We start from the raw sequence: 23,294 nt of genomic DNA on the forward strand, positions 1-23,294 counted from the left end.
CTATCGGACCGTGCCCGGGACCGGGATCGTCATCGCGCGTCCTCGATCACCAGGGACGCCCCGTAGGTGCTGTCGTCGTAGGTGTCGTCGTTGAACTCGTCCGCATGCGTGGCGAAGAGCCAGATGAGTCCTCCGATGATGACGACACCGATGGCTATGCCCACGGACCCGAGGATGACCCCGGCCAGTGCCTGGCCGGCGTTGTCCGCCTCCCCGCGTGCGGCCCGCTTGCGGCCGATGATGCCGAAGATCAGCGCGAGCGTGCCCAGGACGAGGCTGGGGATGCCGTAGACGCAGAAGAGGCAGACAGCCAGGATCCCCAGCACCATCGCCGCCGTGCCCATGCCGTTCGAGGGCCCGGCGCCCCACGCGGGCTGGCCGCCGTAGCCCGGGTAGCCGCCGTACTGCGGGGCGGGCGGGGCCGGGTAGCCGTACTGCGGCTGCGGCTGGGCCGGGTAGCCGTACTGCCCCACCGGCGGTGGGACCGGCTGACCCGGGCCGTTCGGCCCGACCGGCGGCGGCGGGACCGACCCCGGGCCCTGCCAGGGGCCGGCCGGCTGTCCCTGGTCGGGTGGACCGAAACCGGCCGTGGGTATCGGGCCCGTCCCGGCGTTCGGCATCGACGTGACCGTCTGCTGGTCGTACACGGGCGGCGGGCCCGGGTTCCCGGTGCCTGCGTCCGCCTGAGAGCCGCTGCCGCCGGTGTTCTTGTCCAGCGGCACCTTGCTGCCCGGCGGAGCCCACGGATCCTGCGGCGCGGACCCGTCAGTGGGCCGTTCTGAGCTGTCTGACATGGGCCTCCCCCATCGTAATGCGGTCATGCTACGGGCCCCCCCGTCCTACGATGACTCCCGTCCCCTGCCCGGTTCCCCGCCGCACCGGGCCCCGCACCACCCCTGCCCCCGGAGGATCCGATGACCGATCTGCACCCCTTCATCGCGGGGCTGCCCAAGGCCGAGCTCCATGTCCACCATGTCGGCTCGGCATCGCCCCGCATCGTCGCCGAACTGGCCGCGCACCACCCGGACTCTAAGGTCCCCACCGCCCCCGAGGCGCTGGCCGACTACTTCTCCTTCACCGACTTCGGCCACTTCATCGAGGTGTACCTCTCGGTCGTGGACCTGATCCGCACCCCGGAGGACGTCCGGCTGCTGACGTTCGAGGTCGCCCGCGACATGGCGCGGCAGAACATCCGGTACGCGGAGCTGACCGTCACCCCCTTCTCCTCCACCCGCCGCGGGATTCCCGAGCAGGCGTTCATGGAGGCCATCGAGGATGCCCGCAAGGCCGCCGAGTCGGAGCTCGGAGTCGTCCTGCGCTGGTGCTTCGACATTCCGGGCGAGGCCGGTCTGGAGGCCGCGGAGGAGACCACCCGCCTGGCCGTGGACCTGCGGCCGGAAGGGCTCGTCTCCTTCGGTCTCGGCGGCCCGGAGGTCGGCGTGGACCGGCCGCAGTTCAAGCCCTACTTCGACCGGGCGATCGCCGAGGGTCTGCACTCCGTGCCGCACGCCGGGGAGACCACGGGGCCGCAGACGGTCTGGGACGCGCTGACCTCACTGCGGGCCGAACGCATCGGCCACGGCACGAGCTCGGTGCGCGATCCGAAGCTGCTGGCCCACCTCGCCGAGCACCGCATCGCGCTCGAGGTGTGCCCCACCTCCAACATCGCCACCCGGGCGGTCGCGGACATCGAGCAGCACCCGGTCCGGGAGATGGTGGACGCCGGCGTCCTGGTCACCATCAACAGCGATGACCCGCCCATGTTCGGTACCGACCTCAACAGCGAGTACGGGGTGGCGGCCCGCCTCCTGGGCCTCGACGAGCGGGGTCTCGCCGCACTCGCGAAGAACGCCGTCGAGGCATCCTTCCTCGACGCGGCCGGCAAGCGCACGCTGTCCGCCGAGATCGACACGTACACGGCGGACTGGCTGGAGCACACCGGTCGGTGACCCCGCAGTGGTGACAATGGCCCCATGGCCACCCCTGTCGCTGCTGTCACCGCCGTCGCGCACCGCGGAGATCCCTACCGCGTCCGCGAGAACACCCTCCTCTCGATCCGCTCCGCCCTCGAACGGGGGGCGGACGCGGTCGAGATCGACGTCCGGGTCACCCGCGACGGCGTGCCGGTCCTGCTGCACGACGCCACGCTGGACCGGCTGTGGGGTCATGACCTGCGGCTCGACCGGCTCACGCACCAGGACCTGACCGAACTGACCGCGGGGTCGGTCCCGACCCTGCGCGAGGCCCTGCTCGTCGCCGGGGCGCACCGCCTCATGCTCGATCTGCCCGGCTCCACCGACGATTCCGTACGGAGGACCGTCGGCGTGGTCCGTGAGTGCGGGGCCGGTGAACGCGTCTACTACTGCGCTGGGCCCGAGGCGATGCTGCGGGTACGGGCCGCCGACCCGTCCGCCGAGATCGCGATGACATGGACGACGCTCGCGCCGCCCCGGACGGCGCTGCTGGACGCGGTGCGGCCGCGCTGGCTGAACTACCGGTTCGGCCTGGTGAGCCGGGAACTGACGGACCGCAATCACCGGGACGGGCTCCTGGTGTCGGCGTGGACGGCGGACACCGGCCGCACGATGCGCCGGCTGATCCGGCAGGGCGTGGACTCCGTCACCACCAACCGGATCGACGTCCTGCACAAGGTGATCCGCAACTCGGTGACAGGCCGGCGAACTTGACCGGTCCGGCATCATGGTCGGGACCGCATCGCCCCGATGCCAGGCCGGCGCCAAGGAGCCAGACGTGACCGCCCCCCGCAGCAATTCCCTTCCTTCCCGCGTCCGTTCAGACGTCGCCCACAACGCCCGGGTCTGGAACTACTGGCTCGGCGGAGGAGACCACTTCCCGGTGGACCGGGCGGTCGGCGACCGGGTCACCGGCATGTACCCGAGCATCGGTGAAGTGGCGCGGGCGGACCGGGCGTTCCTGGGGCGGGCGGTGCGGTATCTGGCCGGTGACGTGGGCATCGGTCAGTTCCTGGACATAGGCACCGGCCTGCCGACAGCGGAGAACACCCATGAGGTGGCCCAGCACACCGCCCCTGACGCCCGCGTCGTCTACGTCGACAACGACCCGATCGTCCTGGCGCACGCCCGCTCGCTCCTCACCAGCTCGCCGGAGGGCGCGACCGAGTACATCGACGCCGATGCCCGTCACCCGGAACAGATCCTGCGGGCCGCACAGCCGACCCTCGATCTGGAGCGGCCGGTCGCGGTCATGCTGCTGGGCATCCTGAACTTCGTCCTCGACACGGACGAGGCACTGCGCATCGTCCGGCAGCTGATGGCCGCGGTGCCGTCCGGCAGCTATCTGGTCCTCACCCACCCCACGCTGGAACTGGGCGGCGAGGGCAACGAGGCGGCGATGCGGTTCTGGAACGAGAACGCCACTCCCCCGATCACCGCCCGTGGGCGCTTCGAGTTCGCGGCGTTCCTGGACGACCTGGACCCCGTGGAGCCGGGCATCGTCTCGTGCGCGCGCTGGCGCCCGGGGCCCGGCCCGGCCGGGGCCGAGGTCGCCCAGTTCGGCGCCGTGGCGCGCAAGCCCTGACGGCGCCGCACCGATGCGCGTACGAGACATCACGGCGAGAGCGCGGAAGCCCGGCCCCCACACCGTCGACCTCCTCATCACGCTGCTGGTGCAGGCGGCCGTGACCATGCCGTTCGTCGTCCCGCGCGCGCCGGAGCTGCCGGAGGCGACGTGGACGGCATACGGGCTGACCACCCTGATGGTGCTGCCGCTGGTCGTCCGCCGCCGGGCGCCGGTCGCGGTCCTCATCACCGTGCTCGCGGCGGGCGGCCTGTACCGGTTCGCCGTCGAAGGCCCGGGCCAGCCGCTCCCGTACACGGGCCTCGTGGCGTTCTACACGGTGGCCGAACTCTCCTCGCCGGCGAAGCGGGCCGGCATCGCGGTGCTCACGGCGATGGCGGTGCTGGTCTCGGTCGGTCTCGACGGCGACGCCCTGCGGGAGCTCCTCTTCTCCCTCTTCGTGTTCGCCGCGGCCTATGCCTTCGGCCGGTTCGCGGTGACGCGCAAGGCCTATCTGCGGGCGGTGGAGGACCGGGCGCGTCACCTGGAGCTGACGCACCGCATCGAGGCCGAGCAGGCCGCGGCTCGTGAACGGGCCCGGATCGCACGGGAGATGCACGACATCCTCTCCCATGCGGTGAGCCTGATGATCGTGCAGGCGGAGGCAGGCCCGGTGGCGGTGCGCAGGGCGCCGGAGCGCGCCGAAGCGGCTTTCGACGCGATCTCGGAGACGGGCCGCGACGCGATGGTGCAGCTGCGCCGGATGCTCGGCGTGCTGCGCGAGGACGCGGGTTCACCGGACGCGCCGCGCGAACCCCAGCCCGCGCTGGACGGGCTGCCCGGGCTGCTGGAGCGGGTCCGCCTGGGCGGTCCCGCCGTCTCGTACGAGATCACGGGCAGGCCCCGGCCACCCGGCCTGGCCGTCGAGGCCACCATCTACCGGATCGTGCAGGAGGCCCTGACGAACGTGGTCAGGCATGCGGACGCGGCCTCGGTGCGGGTGCACCTGGAGCACGGGACCGACATGCTGACCCTCACCGTCACCGATGACGGGCGCGGCCCCGGAGGCGGATCCGGGCTGGGGCTCACCGGCATCCGGGAACGCGCCGCAGCGCACGGCGGCACGGCCTGCACCGGTCCCGGTCCGGACGGTGGGGGATTCCGGGTCGGAGTGACGATCCCGCACCCGCGGCCCGAACCGGAACCGGAGCCGGAACAGCAGACAGGACCGAGACGATGACGATCCGCGTCGTGGTGGCCGACGACCAGGAGCTGGTGCGCAGCGGCTTCGCGATGATCCTGGACGCGCAGCCGGACATCGAGGTGGTGGCCGAGGCCGGCGACGGTGCCTCGGCGGTCGAGGCGGTGCGGCGGCTGGCTCCCGAGGTGGCTCTGCTCGACATCCGGATGCCCGGCACGGACGGCATCGAGGCCTGCCGCGCCATCACTGCCGGGAGTGACTGCCGGACGGTCATGCTGACCACGTTCGACTCGGACGAGTACGTCTACGAGGCTCTGCACGCGGGTGCGAGCGGCTTCCTGCTCAAGGATGTCCGGCGGGACGACCTGGTGCACGCGGTACGGGTGGTGGCCGCCGGGGACTCGCTGCTGGCACCCTCGGTGGCTCGCCGGCTGGTGGCCGCGTACACCTCGCGCCCGGCAGCTGCGGCTTCGAACCCGTCCACGCGCCTGGACGTGCTGACCACGCGTGAGCACGAGACCCTGCTCCATCTTGCGCGCGGCATGTCCAACGCGGAGATCGCGGCAGCGCTGGTCGTCAGCGAGCACACGGTGAAGACCCATGTCGGCAACGTGCTGTCCAAACTGGGCCTGCGTGACCGGATCCAGGCGGTGATCTGCGCGTACGAATGCGGTGTCGTCTCTCCCTCTGCGGAGGGAGGGGCCCACGCGTCCTCCCCCGCACAGGGGAGGAGGTCTCCCTCCGGGAAACCCTCGCACGGGTGATCCGTCCGGGTGCCTGGATCAACAGGATGGATTCCGAAAGCAGTTGAGGAAGCCACCGCATTCCACGCCCAGGAGGCACCGGACATGAACGCCCGCACGTCCCGCACCGTCATCGCAGCCGCAGTGCTTCTCGGCATCGCCGCGGGTACCGCCCCGCCGGCCCTGGCCGCGGCCGCTCCCCCGGCGGCCGGCCCGGTCGCACAGTCACCGACCGTCCGGGCGCCGGAGGCCGAGGCGCTGCGGGCCGCGATCGGCGGGCTGCCCTCGGAGGGGGCCACCGCCGCCCTCGTGCGCGTCTCGGGCACCGGGGGTGTGTGGCGGGGCAGTTCCGGCGTCCACGACCTGGCGTCCGGGCGGCCGGCGGACCCGGCCGGGCGCTTCCGGGTCGGATCGGTCACCAAGGTGTTCACGGCCGCCGTGGTGCTCCAGCTGGCCGAGGAGGGCAGGATCGGCCTGGACCGTCCGGCCCGGCACTATCTGCCGGACCTGATCCCGGTGGCGTACGGGAAGGTCACGGTGCGCCAGCTGCTGAACCACACGAGCGGCATCCCGTCCGTGGACCCGGGCAACGGCGACACGCTGGAGGACTGGTACGCGCACCGCTTCGACCTGATCGACCCGGCGGACGTGGTGCGCGAAGCCACCGCGCAGCGGCCGGACTTCGCGCCGGGCACCCAGCAGCACTACGCCAACATCGGCTACACCGTGGCGGGCCTGCTGATCGAGCGGGTCACCGGCGACATGTACGCCTCCCAGGTCTCGCGCCGCGTCCTGGAGCCGCTGCGCCTGAAGGACACCTTCTTCCCCGGCACCGATCCGTCGATACGCGGACGGCACAACCACGGCTACCAGGTCTTCGGCACGCAGGGCGAGCTGCGCGATGTGACGGTGTGGGGGGTGAGCGACGCCTGGGCGGCAGGGGACCTGATCTCGACCACCGCCGATCTGGAGCGGTTCACCCGGGCACTGTTCGGCGGGAAGGTGGTGCGCGGACCACTGCTGGAGGAGATGTTCACGCTGCCCGACGCCTCGGTGCGGGAGTACGGCACGGGCGGACCCGCCGCGTTCAGCGCGGGTCTCTCCGTGATGACGCTGGGCGGACGCCAGGTCTGGGGCAAGACGGGAGGCCGCTGGGGATACAACACGGCCGTCGCGGCCACCCGTGACCTCTCCCGGACCCTCGTCTACAGCGTCAACGCGACGGACGCGAAAGGCGGCGACATGAATGCCACAGCACGGGACATCGTGGTGGCGGCTTTCGGTGCCCCCTCCGCCGGGTGATTCAGACCGCGGGAACGGACTCGCCGGCGGTCACCGGCTCCGGGGTCCGCTCCATGGCCTCCAGCCGCTTGATCCGGCGGTGCACGATCAGCAGCGGAATCACACCGATGAAGCCGAACGACATGTCGATGACCGACCACCAGAAGGGGATGTCGCGGAGCGGTCCGCAGATCAGGGCGAGCGGGATGATCCCGGCACAGGCGATCATGCCGAACTCGATCACCCAGATGTTGCGGACCGGATCGCGGTAGGGGCCGTAGAAGGCGACCGCGATCACGAGATGGGCGAAGGCCAGCCAGTCGGTGCCGTAGAGCACGAAGGGGTACCTGGCATCGGCCTCGTCCAGGCCGGTGCGGACGCGGGTGATCCACTCCATCAGGGCCGGGAAGTGCTCGGGGACGGGCGACGACGAAGAGCTCAGCAGGTCCTCTGCCCAGCGCAGTTCGTGGACGAGCGGAAAGGCGGTGAGCCCGCTGAGTACGAGACAGACGATGAAGGCGGCCAACCACACGCGTATGCGCCTTTGCAGGGCGCGTCGCTCGCTCATACCCGCAGCGTACGCCCATACTTATGGGCTCTTCACAAGACCTCGGAGGCGTCCTCACAGGCCGACGACGGCGTTCCACTTCTTGGCGAACTCGGTCCGTTCCTCCGAGGTGATGTCGCGGGCGATCGCCAGCCGCTTGCGCATGCCGTCGTCGGGAAAGATCAGCGGGTCCTCGGCGAGCGCGGCGGTCTCCTCGTCCTTGGCGGAGGCCAGCACGTCCCTGGCGGCGGGAACGGGGCAGACGTAGTTGACCCAGGTGGCGAGCTCGGCGGCGACCTCCGGCTCGTAGTAGTAGTCGACCAGCTTCTCCGCATTGCGCTTGTGGTGGGCGAGGTTGGGGATCATGAGCGATTCGGCCCAGAGCTCTGCCCCCTCCTCGGGCACCACGAACTCGATGTCGGGGTTGTCCGCCTGGAGCTGGATGACGTCACCGGAGTAGGCCTGGCAGGCGAGCACGTCCCCCGTGGAGAGGTCCTTGATGTAGTCGTTGCCGGTGAAGCGGCGGATGTGTCTGCTCCTCACCAGCTTCTCCACCTGGTCGCAGATGTCGTAGAAGTCGTCGCGCTTCCAGCGGGTGATGTCGACTCCGTTGCCCTGCATCAGCAGGGCGAAGGATTCGTCGAGCCCGGACAGCAAGGTGACCCTGCCGCTCAGGTCGTCCGCCCACAGGTCGCTCGTGTGCCTGATCTCCCGGCCGAGCTTCCTGCGGTTGTACGCGATGCCGGTGATGCCGGACTGCCAGGGCACACTGTGCGTCCGGCCCTTGTCGAAGGCGGGCGAGCGCAGTTGCGGATCGAGGTACTTCGTCACGTTGGGCTGCTTCGCCCGGTCCATCTCCTGGACCCAGCCGAGCCGGACGAACCGCGCGGCCATCCAGTCGCTGATGACGATCAGGTCGCGGCCGGTCTGCTGGTGGTTCATCAGGGCCGGGCTGATCTTGCCGAAGAACTCGTCGTTGTCGTTGATCTCCTCGGTGTACGTGACGGAGATCCCGGTCCGCTTCCCGAAGGCGTCGAGGGTGGGCCGCTTCGACTCGTCCTCGTCGTCCGTGTCGATGTAGAGGGGCCAGTTGGCGAAGTGCAGGGTGTGATCGCGGGCGGAGTCGTCGCGTCCGGCGCGCTCACCCGGCTCGACGTACGCGGCGGGGACTCCGCAGCCGGCCAGCGTGACGCCGGCCGCTCCCGACCCGAAGGCGCGGAGCAGGGACCGGCGGGACATGGGGTGGTTCGGGATCGCTCGCACCTGCGCAGGATGCCGGTCGGCCGGTGCGGCGGACAATGGACCAACCGTCCAGCGGCGGCCGTCCCCCGCGCACACCCTGTCGAGGGCCGGGCGGTACGGGGGCGAGCACGCGGACGGCCCCAGGCGCTCGCACAGCGCGCCCGGGGCCGTCCGGGTTCCGAATGCCGCGACGGTCAGCCGTCGAGCGAGGTCATGACGTGCTTGATGCGGGTGTAGTCCTCGAAGCCGTAGGCGGAGAGGTCCTTGCCGTAGCCGGACTTCTTGAACCCGCCGTGCGGCATCTCGGCGACGAGCGGGATGTGGGTGTTGATCCACACGCAGCCGAAGTCGAGGTTCTTGGACATCCGCATGGCGCGGGCGTGGTCCTTGGTCCAGACGGAGGAGGCCAGCGCGTACTCGACGCCGTTCGCCCACTCCAGGGCCTGGGCCTCGTTCGTGAAGGACTGGACGGTGATGACCGGGCCGAAGACCTCGTTCTGGATGATCTCGTCGTCCTGCTTGAGCCCGGAGACGACGGTCGGGGCGTAGAAGTAGCCCTTCTCACCGACCCGGTGACCGCCCGCCTCGACCTTGGCGTGGGCGGGGAGCCGCTCGATGAAGCCGCTGACCTGGGCGAGCTGGTTGGCGTTGTTGAGCGGGCCGTAGAGCACGTCCTCGTCGTCCGGGTGCCCGGTCTTCGTGTCGGCGGCGGCCTTGGCCAGCGCGGTGACGAACTCGTCGTGGATCGACTCGTGGACGAGCACGCGGGTCGCGGCCGTGCAGTCCTGTCCGGCGTTGAAGTAGCCCGCGACCGAGATGTCCTCCACGGCCTTGGCGATGTCGGTGTCCTCGAAGACGACGACGGGAGCCTTGCCGCCGAGCTCCAGGTGGACCCGCTTGACGTCCTTGGCCGCCGACTCGGCGACCTGCATGCCGGCCCGGACCGAGCCGGTGATGGAGGCCATGGCCGGGGTCCGGTGCTCGACCATCGCGCGGCCGGTGTCGCGGTCGCCGCAGACGACGTTGAAGACGCCCTTCGGCAGGATCTGCCCGATGATCTCGGCGATCAGCACCGTGGACGCCGGAGTGGTGTCGGACGGCTTGATGACGACGGTGTTGCCCGCGGCGAGGGCCGGGGCGAACTTCCACACGGCCATCATCATCGGGTAGTTCCACGGCGCGACCTGCGCGCAGACACCGACCGGTTCACGACGGACGATGGAGGTCAGGCCCTCCATGTACTCGCCGGCCGAGCGGCCCTCCAGCAGCCGGGCGGCACCCGCGAAGAAGCGGATCTGGTCCACCATCGGCGGGATCTCCTCGGTGCGGGTCAGACCGAGCGGCTTGCCGGTGTTCTCGGACTCGGCCGCGATGAGGTCCTCGGCACGCTCCTCGAAGGCGTCCGCGATCTTCAGCAGGGCGCGCTGGCGCTCGGCGGGCGTGACGTCACGCCACGCGGGGAAGGCGGCAGCGGCGGCGTCCATGGCGGCATCGACGTCGGCCTCACCGGACAGCGGGGAGGTCGCGTAGACCTCCTCCGTCACCGGGTTGACCACATCGATGGTCCGCCCGTCGGCGGCGTCCCGGAACTCGCCATTGATGTAGTTGCGCAGACGGCGCACCTCGGTGGTCACAACCACCCCTCCTGTCGAAACGTCCAATGGGTGAGACGTCCAGCCTAGTCGCATGGGTAACGGTTTCGACATACCCACCCGCCACCAACTTCGGATTCAGTGAGATCCGAGCCTCGGCACAACGAATTTCATCGATCGAGGGTTGCAAGACAGACGAGTCCCGGTGCAGAGTGGCTCTGTGGCCAGTCGCAGCGCAGACTCCAGGACCGGGAACGGATCGTCCCCAGCGGTCGATGCCGTGTCCCTCGCAATCATCGAGCAGCTCCAGGAGGACGGGCGCCGTCCGTACGCCGCGATCGGCAAGGCCGTGGGCCTTTCCGAGGCGGCCGTGCGGCAGCGCGTCCAGAAGCTGCTCGACCAGGGCGTGATGCAGATCGTCGCCGTCACCGACCCGCTCACCGTGGGTTTCCGACGGCAGGCGATGGTGGGAATCAATGTCGAGGGCGACCTCGACCCCGTCGCGGAGGCCCTGTCGGCCATGACCGAATGCGAGTACGTGGTGATGACCGCGGGCTCCTTCGACCTGATGGTGGAGATCGTCTGCGAGGACGACGACCACCTGCTGGAGACGATCAACAAACGCATCCGGGCCATACCCGGTGTGCGCTCCACCGAGAGCTTCGTCTACCTCAAGCTCAAGAAGCAGACCTATATGTGGGGAACCCGATAGCCGTGAGCAAGGACCTCAGCCGGACCGCGTACGACCACCTGTGGATGCACTTCACCCGCATGTCGGACTACGAGAACGCGCCCGTTCCCACCATCGTGCGTGGCGAGGGCACCTACATCTTCGACGACCAGGGCAAGCGGTACCTCGACGGGCTGTCCGGCCTGTTCGTGGTCAACGCCGGCCACGGGCGTCACGAGCTCGCCGAGGCCGCGTACAAGCAGGCGCAGGAGCTGGCCTTCTTCCCGGTGTGGTCCTACGCCCACCCGAAGGCCGTCGAGCTGGCCGAGCGTCTCGCGGACTACGCCCCGGGCGACCTGAACAAGGTGTTCTTCACCACCGGTGGCGGCGAAGCGGTCGAGACCGCCTGGAAGCTGGCCAAGCAGTACTTCAAGCTCAAGGGCAAGCCGACCAAGTACAAGGTCATCTCGCGTGCGGTCGCCTACCACGGCACCCCGCAGGGCGCCCTGTCCATCACCGGTCTGCCGGCCCTCAAGGCCCCCTTCGAGCCGCTGGTCCCGGGCGCGCACAAGGTGCCGAACACCAACATCTACCGCGCCCCGATCCACGGCGACGACCCGGAGGCCTTCGGCCGCTGGGCCGCCGACCAGATCGAGCAGGAGATCCTCTTCGAGGGCGCGGACACCGTCGCCGCCGTCTTCCTGGAGCCCGTACAGAACGCGGGCGGCTGCTTCCCGCCCCCGCCCGGCTACTTCCAGCGCGTCCGCGAGATCTGCGACAAGTACGACGTACTGCTCGTCTCCGACGAGGTCATCTGCGCCTTCGGCCGCCTCGGCACGATGTTCGCCTGCGACAAGTTCGGCTACGTGCCGGACATGATCACCTGCGCCAAGGGCATGACCTCGGGCTACTCGCCGATCGGTGCCTGCATCGTCTCGGACAGGATCGCCGAACCGTTCTACCAGGGCGACAACACCTTCCTGCACGGCTACACCTTCGGCGGCCACCCGGTGTCCGCGGCGGTCGGCCTCGCCAACCTCGACATCTTCGAGCGCGAGGGCCTCAACCAGCACGTCCTCGACAACGAGAACGCCTTCTTCACCACGCTGCAGAAGCTGCACGACCTGCCGATCGTCGGCGACGTCCGCGGCAACGGCTTCTTCTACGGCATCGAGCTGGTGAAGGACAAGGTCACCAAGGAGACGTTCACCGACGAGGAGACCGAGCGCGTCCTGTACGGCTTCCTCTCCAAGGCGCTGTACGACAACGGCCTGTACTGCCGGGCCGACGACCGCGGCGACCCGGTCGTCCAGCTCGCCCCGCCGCTGGTCTCCGACCAGTCCACGTTCGACGAGATCGAGGGCATCCTGCGGTCCGTCCTGACGGAGGCCTGGACGAAGCTCTGACCTGGGGCCGTGCGTGGGGCCGGACGGCCCAACGGCCGGCGCCGGCTTGACCACCGCTTGACCGTCCCCCGACGGCCTCCCGGCGGTCATTTCATACGGCTCACGCGGCCCGGATGCGCCCATTCGAGTGGGAAGAAGCGCACCCGGGCCGCGTGCTGTGCGCACACCGCGATCCGAATCCTTACGGTGCCGAGTGACCGATCGGCCCCGCCTTCGTTCCCCCGTACGGGGGAACGGGATTTCTGATCTGAACCGAGGTGTACGCCATGGTGGCCCCGCCGGACAACGACGTGATCTGGGCGCGTTCCCTGCAGCACTCCCACAACGGCTCACCCGCTCTCGGCGGAGTCTCCCTGGGGATCCGCGACGGCGAGATCCTCGCGGTGACCGGCCCCCGCGGCAGCGGCAAGACGACCCTGCTGCACTGCCTCTCGGGTCAGCTCGTGCCCCAGCAGGGCGAGGTGTGGTTCAACAGCGTCCCCGTCCACACCATGGGCCCACGGCTGCGTGAGCGGCTGCGCCGCGACAAGTTCGGGTGGATCGCCCCCGAACCCCAACTGGTCCCGGAACTGAACACCTGGGAGAACACCGCCCTCCCGCTGCTGCTGCGCGGCACCTCCCACCGCGAGGCCAAGAAGACCGCCATGGAGTGGCTGGAGCGTCTCGACATCGGCATGTGCGCACGGAAGCGGCCGCACACCCTCCAGCAGAGCCAGCGGCAGCGGATCTCCGTGGCCCGCGCCCTGACGGCCGCACCCTCGGTGATCTTCGCCGACGAACCGACCGCGACGCTCCACCGCACCGACCGCGCCCATGTGCTGCGCACCCTGACGAGCGCGGCCCGCTCGCACGGCATCACGGTGGTGCTGGCCACGCACGACGCGGAGATCGCCGCGCTCGCCGACCGCATGGTGCCGTTGCTGGACGGACGCCGGGTCGCCACGGTCGCCCTGCCCGCCGTGACCGATACGGAGGGCCGCGCGGCGTGCTCGCTCTCCGTCTAGCCCGCGGTTCCCATCCACTGGTCCTGATGCGCCGCCTGCTCGTCGCGGCCGCGTCCGCGGGGGTCGGCTTCCTCCTGCTGTGCACGCTCGGCTACGCCTCCGGACATCCGGCACACTCCGCCGGTGCCGTACTGCGGCTGCTGTGGTGCTTCGTACCGCTGGCCGCCACGGTGCAGTTCGCGGTCGCGGTGGCGCGTACCGACCCGAGCACCCGCCCGCGCGCCGGGCTGTCCGCCGTCGGCCTCGGACCCGTGCGCCTCAGCGTGCTCGCCGCGGTCTCCACCGCCGTCTCGTGCACCCTCGGTTCGATGGTGGCGCTGCTCTTCTTCCTCCACCTGCGCGGCGACCTGTCCGGACTGCCGTTCGACGGCGCCGCGGCCGGGCTGCTCGGCGCCGAGGCGCCGCTGCCCCTGGCCGCCGCCCTCGTGCTCCTGACCCTGGTGCCCGCGGCCGCCGCCACAGCGAGCGCGCTGGCCCTGCGCACCGCCCCGGTGCGGGCCACGGGCAGGCCGGAGGAAGCCGAGGACCTGCTGCCCGAGGAGCAGATCCCGGCCCCGGCGGCGCCCCCCACCGGGCTGCCGTGGGGCGTTGCCCTGACCGCCGCCGGACTCGCCGTGGAGGCGTACGCGAACCGCGGTTCGAGCGGCAGCCTCTTCCCGCTCCCCGGCAAGCTCGACTCCACACCTGCCTGGGTGCTCGTCGGATGGACCCTGACGGCGATCGGTCTGGCCATGGCCGGCCCGGGCCTGACCCACCTGTGCGGCCGCCTCTTGCAGGCGGTGCGCCCCGGAGCGGTACGTCTCCTGGCGGGCCGGGTCCTGATGAGCGAGGCGCACCGGATCGGCCGGCCGCTGGGCATCGTGTGCGCCGTCCTCTCCGCCGTCGTCGCCGCGTACGCGCTGTACGGGACGGGCCCGCGGCCGTTCGGCCCGCTCACCGCGCTCGGTGCGGTCCTCGTCATCGGCTGCACCACCGCGACGCTCCTGACCTCGGCGCTGGAGGCCAGGCAGGCCCGTGCCGAGACGGCCCGGGCGCTGCTGCGCCTCGGCGCACCGGCCTCGGCGCTGCGCGCGGCGACGGCCCTGCGCGCGGCCGCCCTGCTGCTCGTCTTCGCCCCGTTGACCTGGGCGATCGCCGAGCTGGCCGCACTGCCGCTGACCGCCTGAGCGGACCGGCCGGGGCGTGCCCCCGGCCGGTCCGTAGCATGTGGGCGTGGAGAGCCCAGATGTCAGCATTCCCGCACCCGGCGTCGAGATCGAGTCGCTCGCCGCGTTCGACGCGGCGGTCGCCACCGGTTCACTGGTGGGCCACCGCGTCCAGTCCGTCGACCTGACGGACCGCAGCGCGGCGCTGCTGGCCACGGACACGTCCCGCGCCGTCTTCCTCGGCTGCCGGATGGAGCCTGCCGCGGACGAGAAGGTGCGGGCCGACGGCGCGTTCGTCTTCCCTCCGGTGCCGGGGCTCCCCTTCGATCCGTACCGCGGTCTCCTCTACTCCCCCGACGCTCTCTACGACGGGCTGGCGCAGGGAGGTTACGAGGCGACGCCCGACTTCCGGGCCTACCGCTGGTTCTGCCGCACCCGCTCGGACGGGGACGCCTTCGCCTCGATGCTGCGAGCCCTCCACGACGACGCGGTCTCCGACGCCCTGGACGAACTCGTCGTCGGAGCACGGGTCGTCGGCGTGATGGGCGGCCACGCGACACCTCGCGGCAGCGCTGCGTACGCGGCGGCGGCCCGTCTCGGCAGGACTCTCGCCCGCAGCGGCCTGACCGTGGCCACGGGCGGCGGGCCGGGCGCGATGGAGGCGGCGAACCTCGGCGCCTACGCGGCCCCGCACCCCGACGCGATGCTGGACGAGGCCTGCGAACTCCTGGGCGCCGTCCCCTCCTTCACCCCCTCCGTCACCGACTGGGCGCTGGCCGCGTTCGCCGTGCGCGAGCGCTGGCCCGAGGGCGGACGTTCCGTGTCGATCCCTACCTGGTTCTACGGGCACGAGCCGCCGAACCCGTTCGCCGGGGACATCGCGAAGTACTTCGCCAACGCCCTGCGCGAGGACGGGCTGCTGGCACGCTCGACCGCGGGCGTGGTCTTCCTGCCGGGCGCGGCCGGCACGGTCCAGGAGATCTTCGACAGCGCGACCCCCAACTACTACGGCTCGCGCGGCGATCCGTCCCCGATGGTGCTGGTCGGCCGGGACCACTGGACGCGGGAACTGCCGGCCTGGCCGCTGCTCCAGGCCCTCGCGGCGGGCCGGCCGATGGAGTCCCGCATCGCGCTCGTCGACTCGGTGGAGGAAGCGCCCGAGGCGCTCGCGCGGCTGTCCTCGATGCGGGGCGTCGCAGGCGGGTGACGACCGGTCGGTGCCGCGGTCGTGGAACCCGGGGGTTGAGGCCGCCGGCTGTCCACGCCGGAGGATCTCAGCGGTCGCGTGAGCCGATCAGCGGATGCGCGGCCGAACGGACGTGGGCAGGGTCGCAGACGTCGGCGTTTACCGGTGCCGGGTCCGGCCTCGGGCCGGATGCGGCCTGCGAAACCGGTTCGGGGAAGTAGTCGGCGTCCTTGGGGCGACTGCGCGCCATTCCCAGCGGCCGGGGAGCGGGCTCGAGGTGGGGAATGTGTTTGGAACAGTGCACGTAGGCCTCGTCGAGGGTGATGTGCGTCCACAGCACGGGGAGCCGCCCCGGGGCGGTCTCGGCGGGTATCCAGGGGTGGGCGGCGCGCAGTTCCCGGTCGCTGACGAGCTGGGCGGAGCCGTTGACGTGCAGTCCGATGTGGTCTCGGGTGAAGTCCATGAAGAGCAGACCGATGTGTGGGTTGTCGGTGATGTTGCCGGCGCTGGCCATGACGCCGTTCCCGCGGTACTCGGGGTAGGCCAGGGTGCGGTCGTCCAGCACGGAGACGAATCCGGGAGGGCCGGCGCGGAAGGTGGCGTCGCAGTGGCCACGGGCGTCGGCGGTGGAGAGGAAGACCATGGACTGGCGGCCGATGAAGTCACGCATGGCTGCGGTGAGGTGCGGGTGGACCTGCCGGTCGTAGAAGGCGTCGGCGCGTTCGCTGGTGCCCAGATGGGCCTGCAGCAGGCGCTCCCCGTGCGAAGACGTGGCGTCGTGGCGGGTCACGGCTGGTCGATCTCCTGATGGGGTCGGGGCGGAGTGAGGGGGGCGGTGAGAACGGGTGTGTCGAGCGGGTCGTGGTGAATGCGGGCCTGGGGGGTGCCCTGCTGCAGGAGGGTGCGCACGGCCGTGGTGACCATGTCGGGCGGACCGCACAGGAAGGCTTCGTGCCGGTACCAGGGGCCGAACTCGCGCAGCACCTGCGGGAGTGTGCCCTGCTGGCCGGGGATGTGCTCGTGCGAGACGGCCGCCCTGACGGTCAGCCAGTAGTGACGTTGGGCCAGGCGCAGCATGTCGTCGAGCCCGTACAGCTCCTGAGCCGTGCGTGCTCCGACGAACAGCTCCACATAGCGCCGCATGTCCAGGGCGGCGGCTTCCTCGATCAGGGCGCGGATCGGCGCGAGGCCGGTCCCGCCGGCCACCAGCAACAGGTCGCGGTCGCCCGCGGCGGCAAGGGTCATCTCGCCCTGGGGCGGCCCGAGCCGCACCCGGTGTCCGGCGGCGGCGTGGTGAACCAGCGCGTTGCTGACCTGCCCTCCGTGGACGGCCCGGACGTGGAACGTCAGCGCGTTGTCCGTGCGCGGCGGGTGAGCGGGGGAATAGTGCCGCCAGGTACGGGGGTACCAGGGGGTCTCCATGCTCACGTACTGCCCGGCGGTGTAGGGGTAGGGCAGGTCGGGCCGCACGGTGATCTCGGCGATGCCGTTGCCGCGGTATTCGTGGCGGATGATCTGCGCTTCCCAGGCAGCCGGGCGCAGGCGCGTGTCGTCCTCGGCGGCTGCGGTCATCACCTGGGCGGCGACGGTGTAGGCACGGCTCCAGGCTGCGGCGGTCTCGGCGTTCCACGCGGTTCCCGCGTAGCGGGCCAGGGAGGCCAGCAGGCAGTCACCCACTGCTGGGTAGTGGGCGTCCAGGGCTCCGAACTTACGGTGGTCCCGGCCCAGCCGGGAGCAGAACCGCACAAGGTTGTCGACGTCATCGACCAGATCGATGATGCGCAGCAGTCCACGCAGCAGCCGGTCACGCTGGACGTCCATGTTGTCGGGGAACAACCCCCGCACTTCGGGGTGCCGGGTGAAGAGGATGGCGTAGAAGTAGACGGTCATCTCCGTGGCCTGGGGTGCGACCACCGCCAGACTCGTACGTACCAGGGATATCTCCCGGTCTGTCAGCGGAGCCGATGTCACGATCTGCCCCCGAAGGGCGCGAGGCGCAGGCGCGTCCTCACGCGTCGGACGGCGACGGGATGGGGACGAGCGAGTGGCGCACATGGTGAAGCGGACACCAGGTGTACGGGATGTGCTGGCAAGTAGAATTTCGCAATCGTAAAAGGACGTTCCACGTCACTCGGGTTCAGAACAGTGAAATTGTGTTCGCCTGACGAGCCATTGTGCACAGGCTGCCAGGACCGGACCCACCCATGGCGTCTGCCCCCGATCCTCGAATAAACACAATCCCGTGGAAAACGGCGTCCCCCGACAGTCCGCACCTACGCGTGCGAGGCGTGGTCATGGAACGTCCCCAGAGCTCCGACCTGCTTGATGATGCCCTCGGAGGGGCACCGGCAGTTTGCAAACGAGCGTGACGGGGAGATTCGGTAAGCAAACCCGCGAGATTGCGTGAACGCAGGTCCGGTGCGCGCACGATGGCGCGGCACGCTCGCGAGAGCATGTCCCGGGCGGCGGCCCCGCCCTGACGGCCCGCAGCTGCCGGGGGCCGGTTCCGTCGCGCCGGCGCGGACGCGGAGCGAGCCAGGGGAGGGCCGATCAAACGGCGGGCAGCACGACGCTCTCCGCCGCGGCGAAGGTGACGCCGACCTGCGCTCCCTCGTCCGGAGTGCTGTTCAGCGGGCATTCCGCGTCCAGCACCGGCCCGTGTTCCGGGTGCAGCTTCACCGCGACGTGGTTGCCGCGGAAGGTGCGCGCGCCCACGGTGCAGCGCAGACCGTCCTGCGGGCCGCCGATCAGGACTCCGGCGGGCCGCACCAGCAGGTCGCACGCCCCCTGCGGTGAGCCCGCGGGCACCGGGACCCTGCCCCAGTCCGTGACCGCGGCCCCGCCGGTGACCATCGCGTCCACCACGTTGTCGAAGCCGAGGAACCGCGCGACGAAGGCGGAGGCGGGACGCCGCCACACTTCCAGCGGGGTGCCCACCTGGGCGATCCGTCCGTCGCGCATCACGACGACCCGGTCGGCGAGCGCGAAGGCCTCGCCCTGGTCGTGGGTGACGGCGAGCACCGTCGTACCCAACCGGGCGAAGAGCGTGCGCAGTTCGACGACGAGGCGTTCGCGCAGACTGCGGTCCAGCTGGCCCAGGGGCTCGTCCAGCATCAGCAGCTTGGGCCGCGGGGCGAGCGCCCGTGCGAGGGCGACGCGCTGCTGCTCGCCGCCCGAGAGCGTGGCGACGGCCCGCCGTTCGGCGCCGGGCAGGCCCACCAGATCGAGGAGTTCGGCCACCCTGCTGTCCTGCTCGGTCCGTTTCACGCCGTGCATGCGCAGCCCGAAGGCGACGTTGGCGCCGACGTCGCGATGCGGGAAGAGCTGATGGTCCTGGAACATCAGGCCGAGGCCCCGCCGGTGCACCGGCACGCCGCCCTGGTCCGCGCCGTCGAGCAGAACCCGCCCGCCGTCGGCCTGCTGGAGCCCGGCGACGACCCGCAGCAGGGTGGACTTACCGCTGCCGCTCGGTCCGAGGACGCAGACGATCTCGTGCTCGTCGACCTCGAGGTCCACGGCGTCGAGCGCGGCGCGGGCGCCGAAGCGCACCGTGGCCGATTCGAGCGTCAGCATCTCTAGAACTCCCCGGATCGGTCGGTGCGGATACGTTCGAGCAGCAGCAGCGACACCGCGCACACGAGCATCAGGATGGTGCTGAGAGCCATCGCCTGGCCGTAATTGAGCTCGCCGGACCGCCCCAGCAGCCGCGCCACCGCGACCGGGAGCGTCGGATTGTCGGGCCGCGCGATGAACACCGTGGCGCCGAACTCGCCGAGCGACACGGCGAACGCGAAGCCCGCAGCGACCAGCAACGCCCGCCGCACCAGCGGCAGGTCCACCTCGCGCCAGGCCCGCAACGGCGAGGCGCCGAGGACTGCGGCGGCCTCGCGCAGCCGCCCGTCCACCGCTCTGAGGACCGGCAGCATGGTCCGTACGACGAAGGGCACCCCGACCAGCGCCTGCGCCAGCGGCACCAGGATCCACGAGGTACGCAGATCCAGTGGCGGCTCGTCGAGGGTGATCAGGAAGCCGAAGCCCACGGTGACGGCGGAGACGCCGAGCGGCAGCATCAGCAGCGCGTCGAATCCCCGGACGAGCCGGCCCGCCTTCCTGGTCAGGGCCGCCGCTGCCAGTCCCCCGACGACCAGGGCGATGAGGGTGGCGACCAGGGCGTAGCGCAGTGAGTTCCCGATCGCCTCGATGGGCGCGACCAGAAATGTGCCACTGTTCGTCTCCGTCGAGGCAAGCGCGCGGTAGTAGGCGAACCCGTGGCCGCCGGACACGTCGAGCGACCGCTCCACGAGGACGCCGAGCGGCAGCAGGATCAGTACCAGCACGGTCAACAGCACGCCGCAGAGCAGTGCCCACTGCCCCGCCCCGCGCGGCCTCCGGGCCGTCTGCGCCGGGTCGACGAGTTGCAGCGCCGTCTCCCTGCGCCGCACGGTCCGCGCGTGCACGGCGAGCACGGCGCCCACCGCGACGAACTGCACCAGTGTCAGCACGGCGGCCGTGGGCAGGTCGAGCAGTTGCGCGGTCTGCCGGTAGATCTCCACTTCCAGCGTGGAGAAGCCGGGGCCGCCGAGGATCTGGACGACGCCGAAAGAGGTGAAGGTGAAGAGGAAGACCATCAGCGCCGCCGCGGCCACGGCAGGGCCGAGCGCGGGGAGGGTGACGCGACGCCAGGCGGCGAAACGCCCCGCGCCGAGGACCCGCGCCGCCTCCTCCTGCCGCGGGTCGAGCTGCGCCCAGAGTCCGCCGACGGTACGTACGACGACCGCGTAGTTGAAGAAGACATGGGCCAGCAGGATCGCCCACACCGTGGTGTCCAGCCGAACGCCCCACAGCTCGTCGAGGAAGCCGCCGCGGCCCAGCAGTGCGAGGAACGCGGTGCCGACGACGACGGTGGGCAGCACGAACGGCACGGTGACGACCGCCCGCAGCAGTTGTTTGCCGGGGAAGTCGAACCGGGCGAAGACGTACGCTCCCGGCAGTGCGATCAGCAGGGTCGACGCGGTCGAGGCGAGGGCCTGCCAGAGGGTGAACCGGAGGACGTCCTGGATGTCCGGCCGGCTCAGCACCTCGCCGAACCGCCCGAACTGCCACACGCCCTCGGCCCTGAGCCCGCGCCCCACGATCGCGACGACGGGATAGGCGAAGAACAGCGCGAAGAACGCCACGGGCACGGCCATGAGCCCCAGCCGTACCGCGCCCCCGCGCAGCGACCGGGCGCGTGCGGCCTTCCCGCGCGCGCCCGGTCCGCGTACGGGAGTCTTCGCTACTTCACTACGAGCGAGGACCATGACTGGACCCACTGCTCACGGTTCTTGGCGATCTCGTCCGGGGCGACGGTCGTCGGCTTGTCGACCGTCGCACCGAACTCGGTGAAGAGGTCCGGCACCTTCGCACCCTTGGTGACCGGGCTGACGAACATGTTGAGCGGCATGTCCTCCTGGAACTTCCTGCCGATCAGGAAGTCCAGCAGGGCCTTGCCACCCGCCTCGTTCTTCGCCCCGTCGAGGAGACCGGCGAACTCGATCTGGCGGAAGCACGTGCCGGTGGCGACGCCGGTCGGGGCGGTCTTCGGCTGCGGGTCCGCGTACAGCACCTCGACGGGCGGGCTGGAGGCGTAGCTGACGACGAGCGGACGGTCGGCCTTGGCCTTCTTGCCACCCGCGGAGCCGGAGAACTCCTCGTTGTACGCCTGCTCCCAGCCGTCGACGACCTTGACGCCGTTGCTCTTCAGCTTCTTCCAGTAGTCCTGGTAGCCGTCCTCGCCGTACGTGGCGACGGTACCGAGAAGGAAGCCGAGGCCGGGCGATGAGGTTGCCGCGTTCTCGGTGACGAGCAGATTCCTGTACGCGGGCTTCGCCAGGTCGTCGAAGGTCTCCGGCGGTGCCAGCTTCCTGTCGGCGAAGTACTTCTTGTCGTAGTTGATGCAGATGTCGCCGGTGTCGACCGGGGTGACCCGGTGCTTCTCCGCGTCCAGCTGGACATCGGCCGCGACCTGGTCGAGGCCCTTGGCCTCGTACGGCGTGAACAGGCCGTTGTCGAGGGCGCGCGAGAGCAGGGTGTTGTCGACGCCGAAGAACACGTCGCCGCGGGGCGAACCCTTGGTCAGGATCTCCTGGTTGAGGGCCGCTCCCGCGTCACCGCTCTTCAGCACCTTGACCGTGTAGCCGGTCTCCCGGGTGAACTCCTTCAGTACGTCCTTGGAGGCGTTGAAGGAGTCGTGGCTGACGAGGGTGACGGTCTTGGAGCCGGTGCTGCCGGTGCTTCCGGAACCGGACGACGAGTCGTCGGAACTCCCGCATCCGGCAAGCGCGGTGGCACCGAGTGCGGCTGCGACGGCCGTCACCGCGATCTTCTTGGTGGTGCTCATGTGATTCCTCCTGGAGTGACCAGGAAGAGACGCGGCCCTGCCCGCACCGGGGGAAACCGGAAGCGGGCAGGGCGCAACAGCTTGAGTAAGGTCCGAACTTCCTACCCGGAATGACCCGGGCGAGGTTCAGAGGGTCTGCGGCCAACCTGTCCTCGGTGCCGCACTCTCAGCGCTGTGGCGCTCCCCTGTCGGAATATGAAGTTGAATTCAAGCCCAGGCTACACGGCCGGTTCCGGCCTCAGCGCTCGGCTGCCGCCAGCTGTCCGCAGGCTCCGTCGATCTCCTGGCCCCGAGTGTCCCGGACGGTCACCGGCACGCCATGGGCGGCGATCGCCTCGACGAACGCCTTCTCGTCCTCGGGCCGCGAGGCGGTCCACTTCGACCCGGGGGTCGGGTTCAGCGGGATCAGGTTGACGTGGACCCGCTTGCCCTTGAGCAGCCGGCCGAGGCGGTCGCCCCGCCACGCCTGGTCGTTGATGTCGCGGATCAGCGCGTACTCGATGGAGATGCGGCGACCGGACTTCTCCGCGTACTCCCACGCTGCGTCCAGTACCTCGCGCACCTTCCACCGGGTGTTCACCGGCACGAGCGTGTCGCGCAGCTCGTCGTCCGGGGCGTGCAGCGAGACGGCGAGACGGCACTTGAAGCCCTCGTCCGCGAAGCGCAGCATCGCCGGTACGAGACCCACGGTGGAGACCGTGATCCCTCGCTGCGAGAGCCCGAGCCCGTCGGGCTCGGGGTCGGTCAGCCTGCGGATGGCGCCGACCACGCGGTTGTAGTTGGCGAGCGGCTCACCCATGCCCATGAAGACGATGTTGGAGAGCCGTGCCGGCCCACCCGGAACCTCGCCGTCGCGCAGGGCCCGCATGCCGTCCACGATCTGGTGGACGATCTCCGCGGTGGACAGGTTCCGGTCGAGACCGGCCTGCCCGGTGGCGCAGAACGGACAGTTCATCCCGCAGCCGGCCTGCGAGGAGATGCACATCGTGACCCGCTCGGGGTAACGCATCAGGACGGACTCGACCAGCGTCCCGTCGTGCAGCTTCCACAGCGTCTTGCGGGTGGTGTCGTCGTCGCAGCTGATGTGCCGCACCACGGACATCAGGTCGGGGAACATCGCCTCGGCGAGCTTGCCCCGCGACCCGGCCGGGATGTTGGTCCACTCGGCCGGGTCGTGCGCGTACCGCGCGAAGTAGTGCTGCGAGAGCTGCTGCGCGCGGAACGGCTTCTCGCCGATCGCGGCGACTGCTTCCTTGCGCTCGGCGGGCGTGAGGTCGGCGAGGTGCCGCGGCGGCTTCTTGGCTCCGCGGGGCGCGACGAAAGTGAGTTCTCCGGGCTTAGGCATGGTTCTTCCAGTGTCG

The 23,294-nt window shown here is 70.6% G+C and carries 21 protein-coding genes and 1 riboswitch; of the genes, 11 read left to right on the forward strand and 10 right to left on the reverse strand.

What is annotated here, in order from left to right:
- Nucleotides 1-29: 29 nt before the first annotated feature.
- Nucleotides 30-794 (reverse strand): DUF4190 domain-containing protein, encoded by a 765-nt coding sequence (locus ABZ434_RS15240; RefSeq protein ID WP_359135716.1) that lies wholly within the window; start codon nucleotides 792-794, stop codon nucleotides 30-32.
- Between the two features lie 120 nt (nucleotides 795-914).
- On the opposite strand from ABZ434_RS15240, the gene ABZ434_RS15245 reads away from it, so the two are divergent.
- The 6 genes from ABZ434_RS15245 to ABZ434_RS15270 all read left to right on the forward strand — a co-directional run bounded on the left by ABZ434_RS15245 (nucleotide 915) and on the right by ABZ434_RS15270 (nucleotide 6,783).
- Nucleotides 915-1,949, forward strand: a complete 1,035-nt coding sequence (locus tag ABZ434_RS15245; protein WP_359135718.1) for an adenosine deaminase — start codon at nucleotides 915-917, stop codon at nucleotides 1,947-1,949.
- 24 nt (nucleotides 1,950-1,973) lie between these two features.
- Nucleotides 1,974-2,687 carry a glycerophosphodiester phosphodiesterase gene (locus tag ABZ434_RS15250; RefSeq protein WP_359135720.1) on the forward strand — a complete coding sequence of 238 codons (714 nt, stop codon included), beginning with the start codon at nucleotides 1,974-1,976 and terminating at the stop codon, nucleotides 2,685-2,687.
- A 64-nt stretch (nucleotides 2,688-2,751) separates the two neighbouring features.
- Entirely contained in the window at nucleotides 2,752-3,558 is an 807-nt protein-coding gene (locus ABZ434_RS15255) for an SAM-dependent methyltransferase (protein ID WP_359135722.1), read from the forward strand.
- 13 nt (nucleotides 3,559-3,571) lie between these two features.
- Nucleotides 3,572-4,777: a histidine kinase gene (locus tag ABZ434_RS15260; RefSeq protein ID WP_359135724.1), complete on the forward strand. Its 1,206-nt coding sequence runs from the start codon at nucleotides 3,572-3,574 to the stop codon at nucleotides 4,775-4,777.
- Nucleotides 4,774-5,502, forward strand: a complete 729-nt coding sequence (locus tag ABZ434_RS15265) for a response regulator transcription factor (RefSeq protein WP_359135726.1) — start codon at nucleotides 4,774-4,776, stop codon at nucleotides 5,500-5,502. The genes ABZ434_RS15260 and ABZ434_RS15265 overlap by 4 nt, the downstream gene beginning before the upstream one ends.
- Nucleotides 5,503-5,586: 84 nt before the next feature.
- A complete protein-coding gene (locus ABZ434_RS15270) occupies nucleotides 5,587-6,783 on the forward strand; it encodes a serine hydrolase domain-containing protein (RefSeq protein ID WP_359135728.1) in 1,197 nt (398 codons plus the stop codon).
- A gap of 1 nt (nucleotide 6,784) precedes the next feature.
- Here ABZ434_RS15270 and ABZ434_RS15275 read toward each other — a convergent pair whose 3' ends face one another.
- The 3 genes from ABZ434_RS15275 to ABZ434_RS15285 form a co-directional block, all read right to left on the reverse strand.
- Complete coding sequence (locus ABZ434_RS15275; RefSeq protein ID WP_359135730.1) at nucleotides 6,785-7,330, reverse strand: hypothetical protein; 546 nt, start codon at nucleotides 7,328-7,330, stop codon at nucleotides 6,785-6,787.
- 54 nt (nucleotides 7,331-7,384) lie between these two features.
- Entirely contained in the window at nucleotides 7,385-8,548 is a 1,164-nt protein-coding gene (locus tag ABZ434_RS15280; protein WP_359135846.1) for an extracellular solute-binding protein, read from the reverse strand.
- Nucleotides 8,549-8,745: 197 nt separating this feature from the next.
- Nucleotides 8,746-10,185 carry a gamma-aminobutyraldehyde dehydrogenase gene (locus ABZ434_RS15285; protein ID WP_359135732.1) on the reverse strand — a complete coding sequence of 480 codons (1,440 nt, stop codon included), beginning with the start codon at nucleotides 10,183-10,185 and terminating at the stop codon, nucleotides 8,746-8,748.
- A gap of 178 nt (nucleotides 10,186-10,363) precedes the next feature.
- On the opposite strand from ABZ434_RS15285, the gene ABZ434_RS15290 reads away from it, so the two are divergent.
- The 5 genes from ABZ434_RS15290 to ABZ434_RS15310 all read left to right on the forward strand — a co-directional run bounded on the left by ABZ434_RS15290 (nucleotide 10,364) and on the right by ABZ434_RS15310 (nucleotide 15,575).
- Nucleotides 10,364-10,855: an Lrp/AsnC family transcriptional regulator gene (locus ABZ434_RS15290; protein WP_326739069.1), complete on the forward strand. Its 492-nt coding sequence runs from the start codon at nucleotides 10,364-10,366 to the stop codon at nucleotides 10,853-10,855.
- The gene (locus ABZ434_RS15295; RefSeq protein WP_359135733.1) at nucleotides 10,840-12,219 is read left to right on the forward strand and encodes an aspartate aminotransferase family protein; all 1,380 of its coding nucleotides are present in this window, start codon (nucleotides 10,840-10,842) and stop codon (nucleotides 12,217-12,219) included. Before ABZ434_RS15290 ends, ABZ434_RS15295 begins: the two co-directional genes overlap by 16 nt.
- Before the next feature lie 266 nt (nucleotides 12,220-12,485).
- Entirely contained in the window at nucleotides 12,486-13,223 is a 738-nt protein-coding gene (locus ABZ434_RS15300) for an ATP-binding cassette domain-containing protein (RefSeq protein ID WP_359135734.1), read from the forward strand.
- Nucleotides 13,205-14,389, forward strand: coding sequence for a hypothetical protein (locus ABZ434_RS15305; protein ID WP_359135736.1), 1,185 nt, complete (start codon nucleotides 13,205-13,207; stop codon nucleotides 14,387-14,389). The genes ABZ434_RS15300 and ABZ434_RS15305 overlap by 19 nt, the downstream gene beginning before the upstream one ends.
- 46 nt (nucleotides 14,390-14,435) lie before the next feature.
- Nucleotides 14,436-15,575, forward strand: coding sequence for a Rossmann fold nucleotide-binding protein (locus ABZ434_RS15310; RefSeq protein WP_359135738.1), 1,140 nt, complete (start codon nucleotides 14,436-14,438; stop codon nucleotides 15,573-15,575).
- A gap of 67 nt (nucleotides 15,576-15,642) precedes the next feature.
- Here ABZ434_RS15310 and ABZ434_RS15315 read toward each other — a convergent pair whose 3' ends face one another.
- From ABZ434_RS15315 to rlmN, 6 genes are all read right to left on the reverse strand, one after another.
- Entirely contained in the window at nucleotides 15,643-16,344 is a 702-nt protein-coding gene (locus ABZ434_RS15315) for a pyridoxamine 5'-phosphate oxidase family protein (RefSeq protein WP_359135740.1), read from the reverse strand.
- Nucleotides 16,341-17,525 (reverse strand): globin domain-containing protein, encoded by a 1,185-nt coding sequence (locus ABZ434_RS15320; RefSeq protein ID WP_359135742.1) that lies wholly within the window; start codon nucleotides 17,523-17,525, stop codon nucleotides 16,341-16,343. The genes ABZ434_RS15315 and ABZ434_RS15320 overlap by 4 nt, the downstream gene beginning before the upstream one ends.
- A 579-nt stretch (nucleotides 17,526-18,104) precedes the next feature.
- Nucleotides 18,105-19,127, reverse strand: coding sequence for an ABC transporter ATP-binding protein (locus ABZ434_RS15325; protein ID WP_359135744.1), 1,023 nt, complete (start codon nucleotides 19,125-19,127; stop codon nucleotides 18,105-18,107).
- 2 nt (nucleotides 19,128-19,129) lie between these two features.
- The gene (locus ABZ434_RS15330; RefSeq protein ID WP_359135848.1) at nucleotides 19,130-20,743 is read right to left on the reverse strand and encodes an iron ABC transporter permease; all 1,614 of its coding nucleotides are present in this window, start codon (nucleotides 20,741-20,743) and stop codon (nucleotides 19,130-19,132) included.
- An 86-nt stretch (nucleotides 20,744-20,829) separates the two neighbouring features.
- Complete coding sequence (locus tag ABZ434_RS15335) at nucleotides 20,830-21,933, reverse strand: thiamine ABC transporter substrate-binding protein (RefSeq protein WP_359135746.1); 1,104 nt, start codon at nucleotides 21,931-21,933, stop codon at nucleotides 20,830-20,832.
- A gap of 80 nt (nucleotides 21,934-22,013) precedes the next feature.
- Nucleotides 22,014-22,130: riboswitch (TPP riboswitch) on the reverse strand.
- A gap of 41 nt (nucleotides 22,131-22,171) precedes the next feature.
- On the reverse strand, nucleotides 22,172-23,278 hold the full coding sequence (gene rlmN / locus ABZ434_RS15340; RefSeq protein WP_359135748.1) for a 23S rRNA (adenine(2503)-C(2))-methyltransferase RlmN: 1,107 nt from the start codon (nucleotides 23,276-23,278) through the stop codon (nucleotides 22,172-22,174).
- Between the last annotated feature and the right edge of the window lie 16 nt (nucleotides 23,279-23,294).

Source organism: Streptomyces sp. NPDC005761 (genome assembly GCF_040630635.1).
GTDB lineage: Bacteria > Actinomycetota > Actinomycetes > Streptomycetales > Streptomycetaceae > Streptomyces.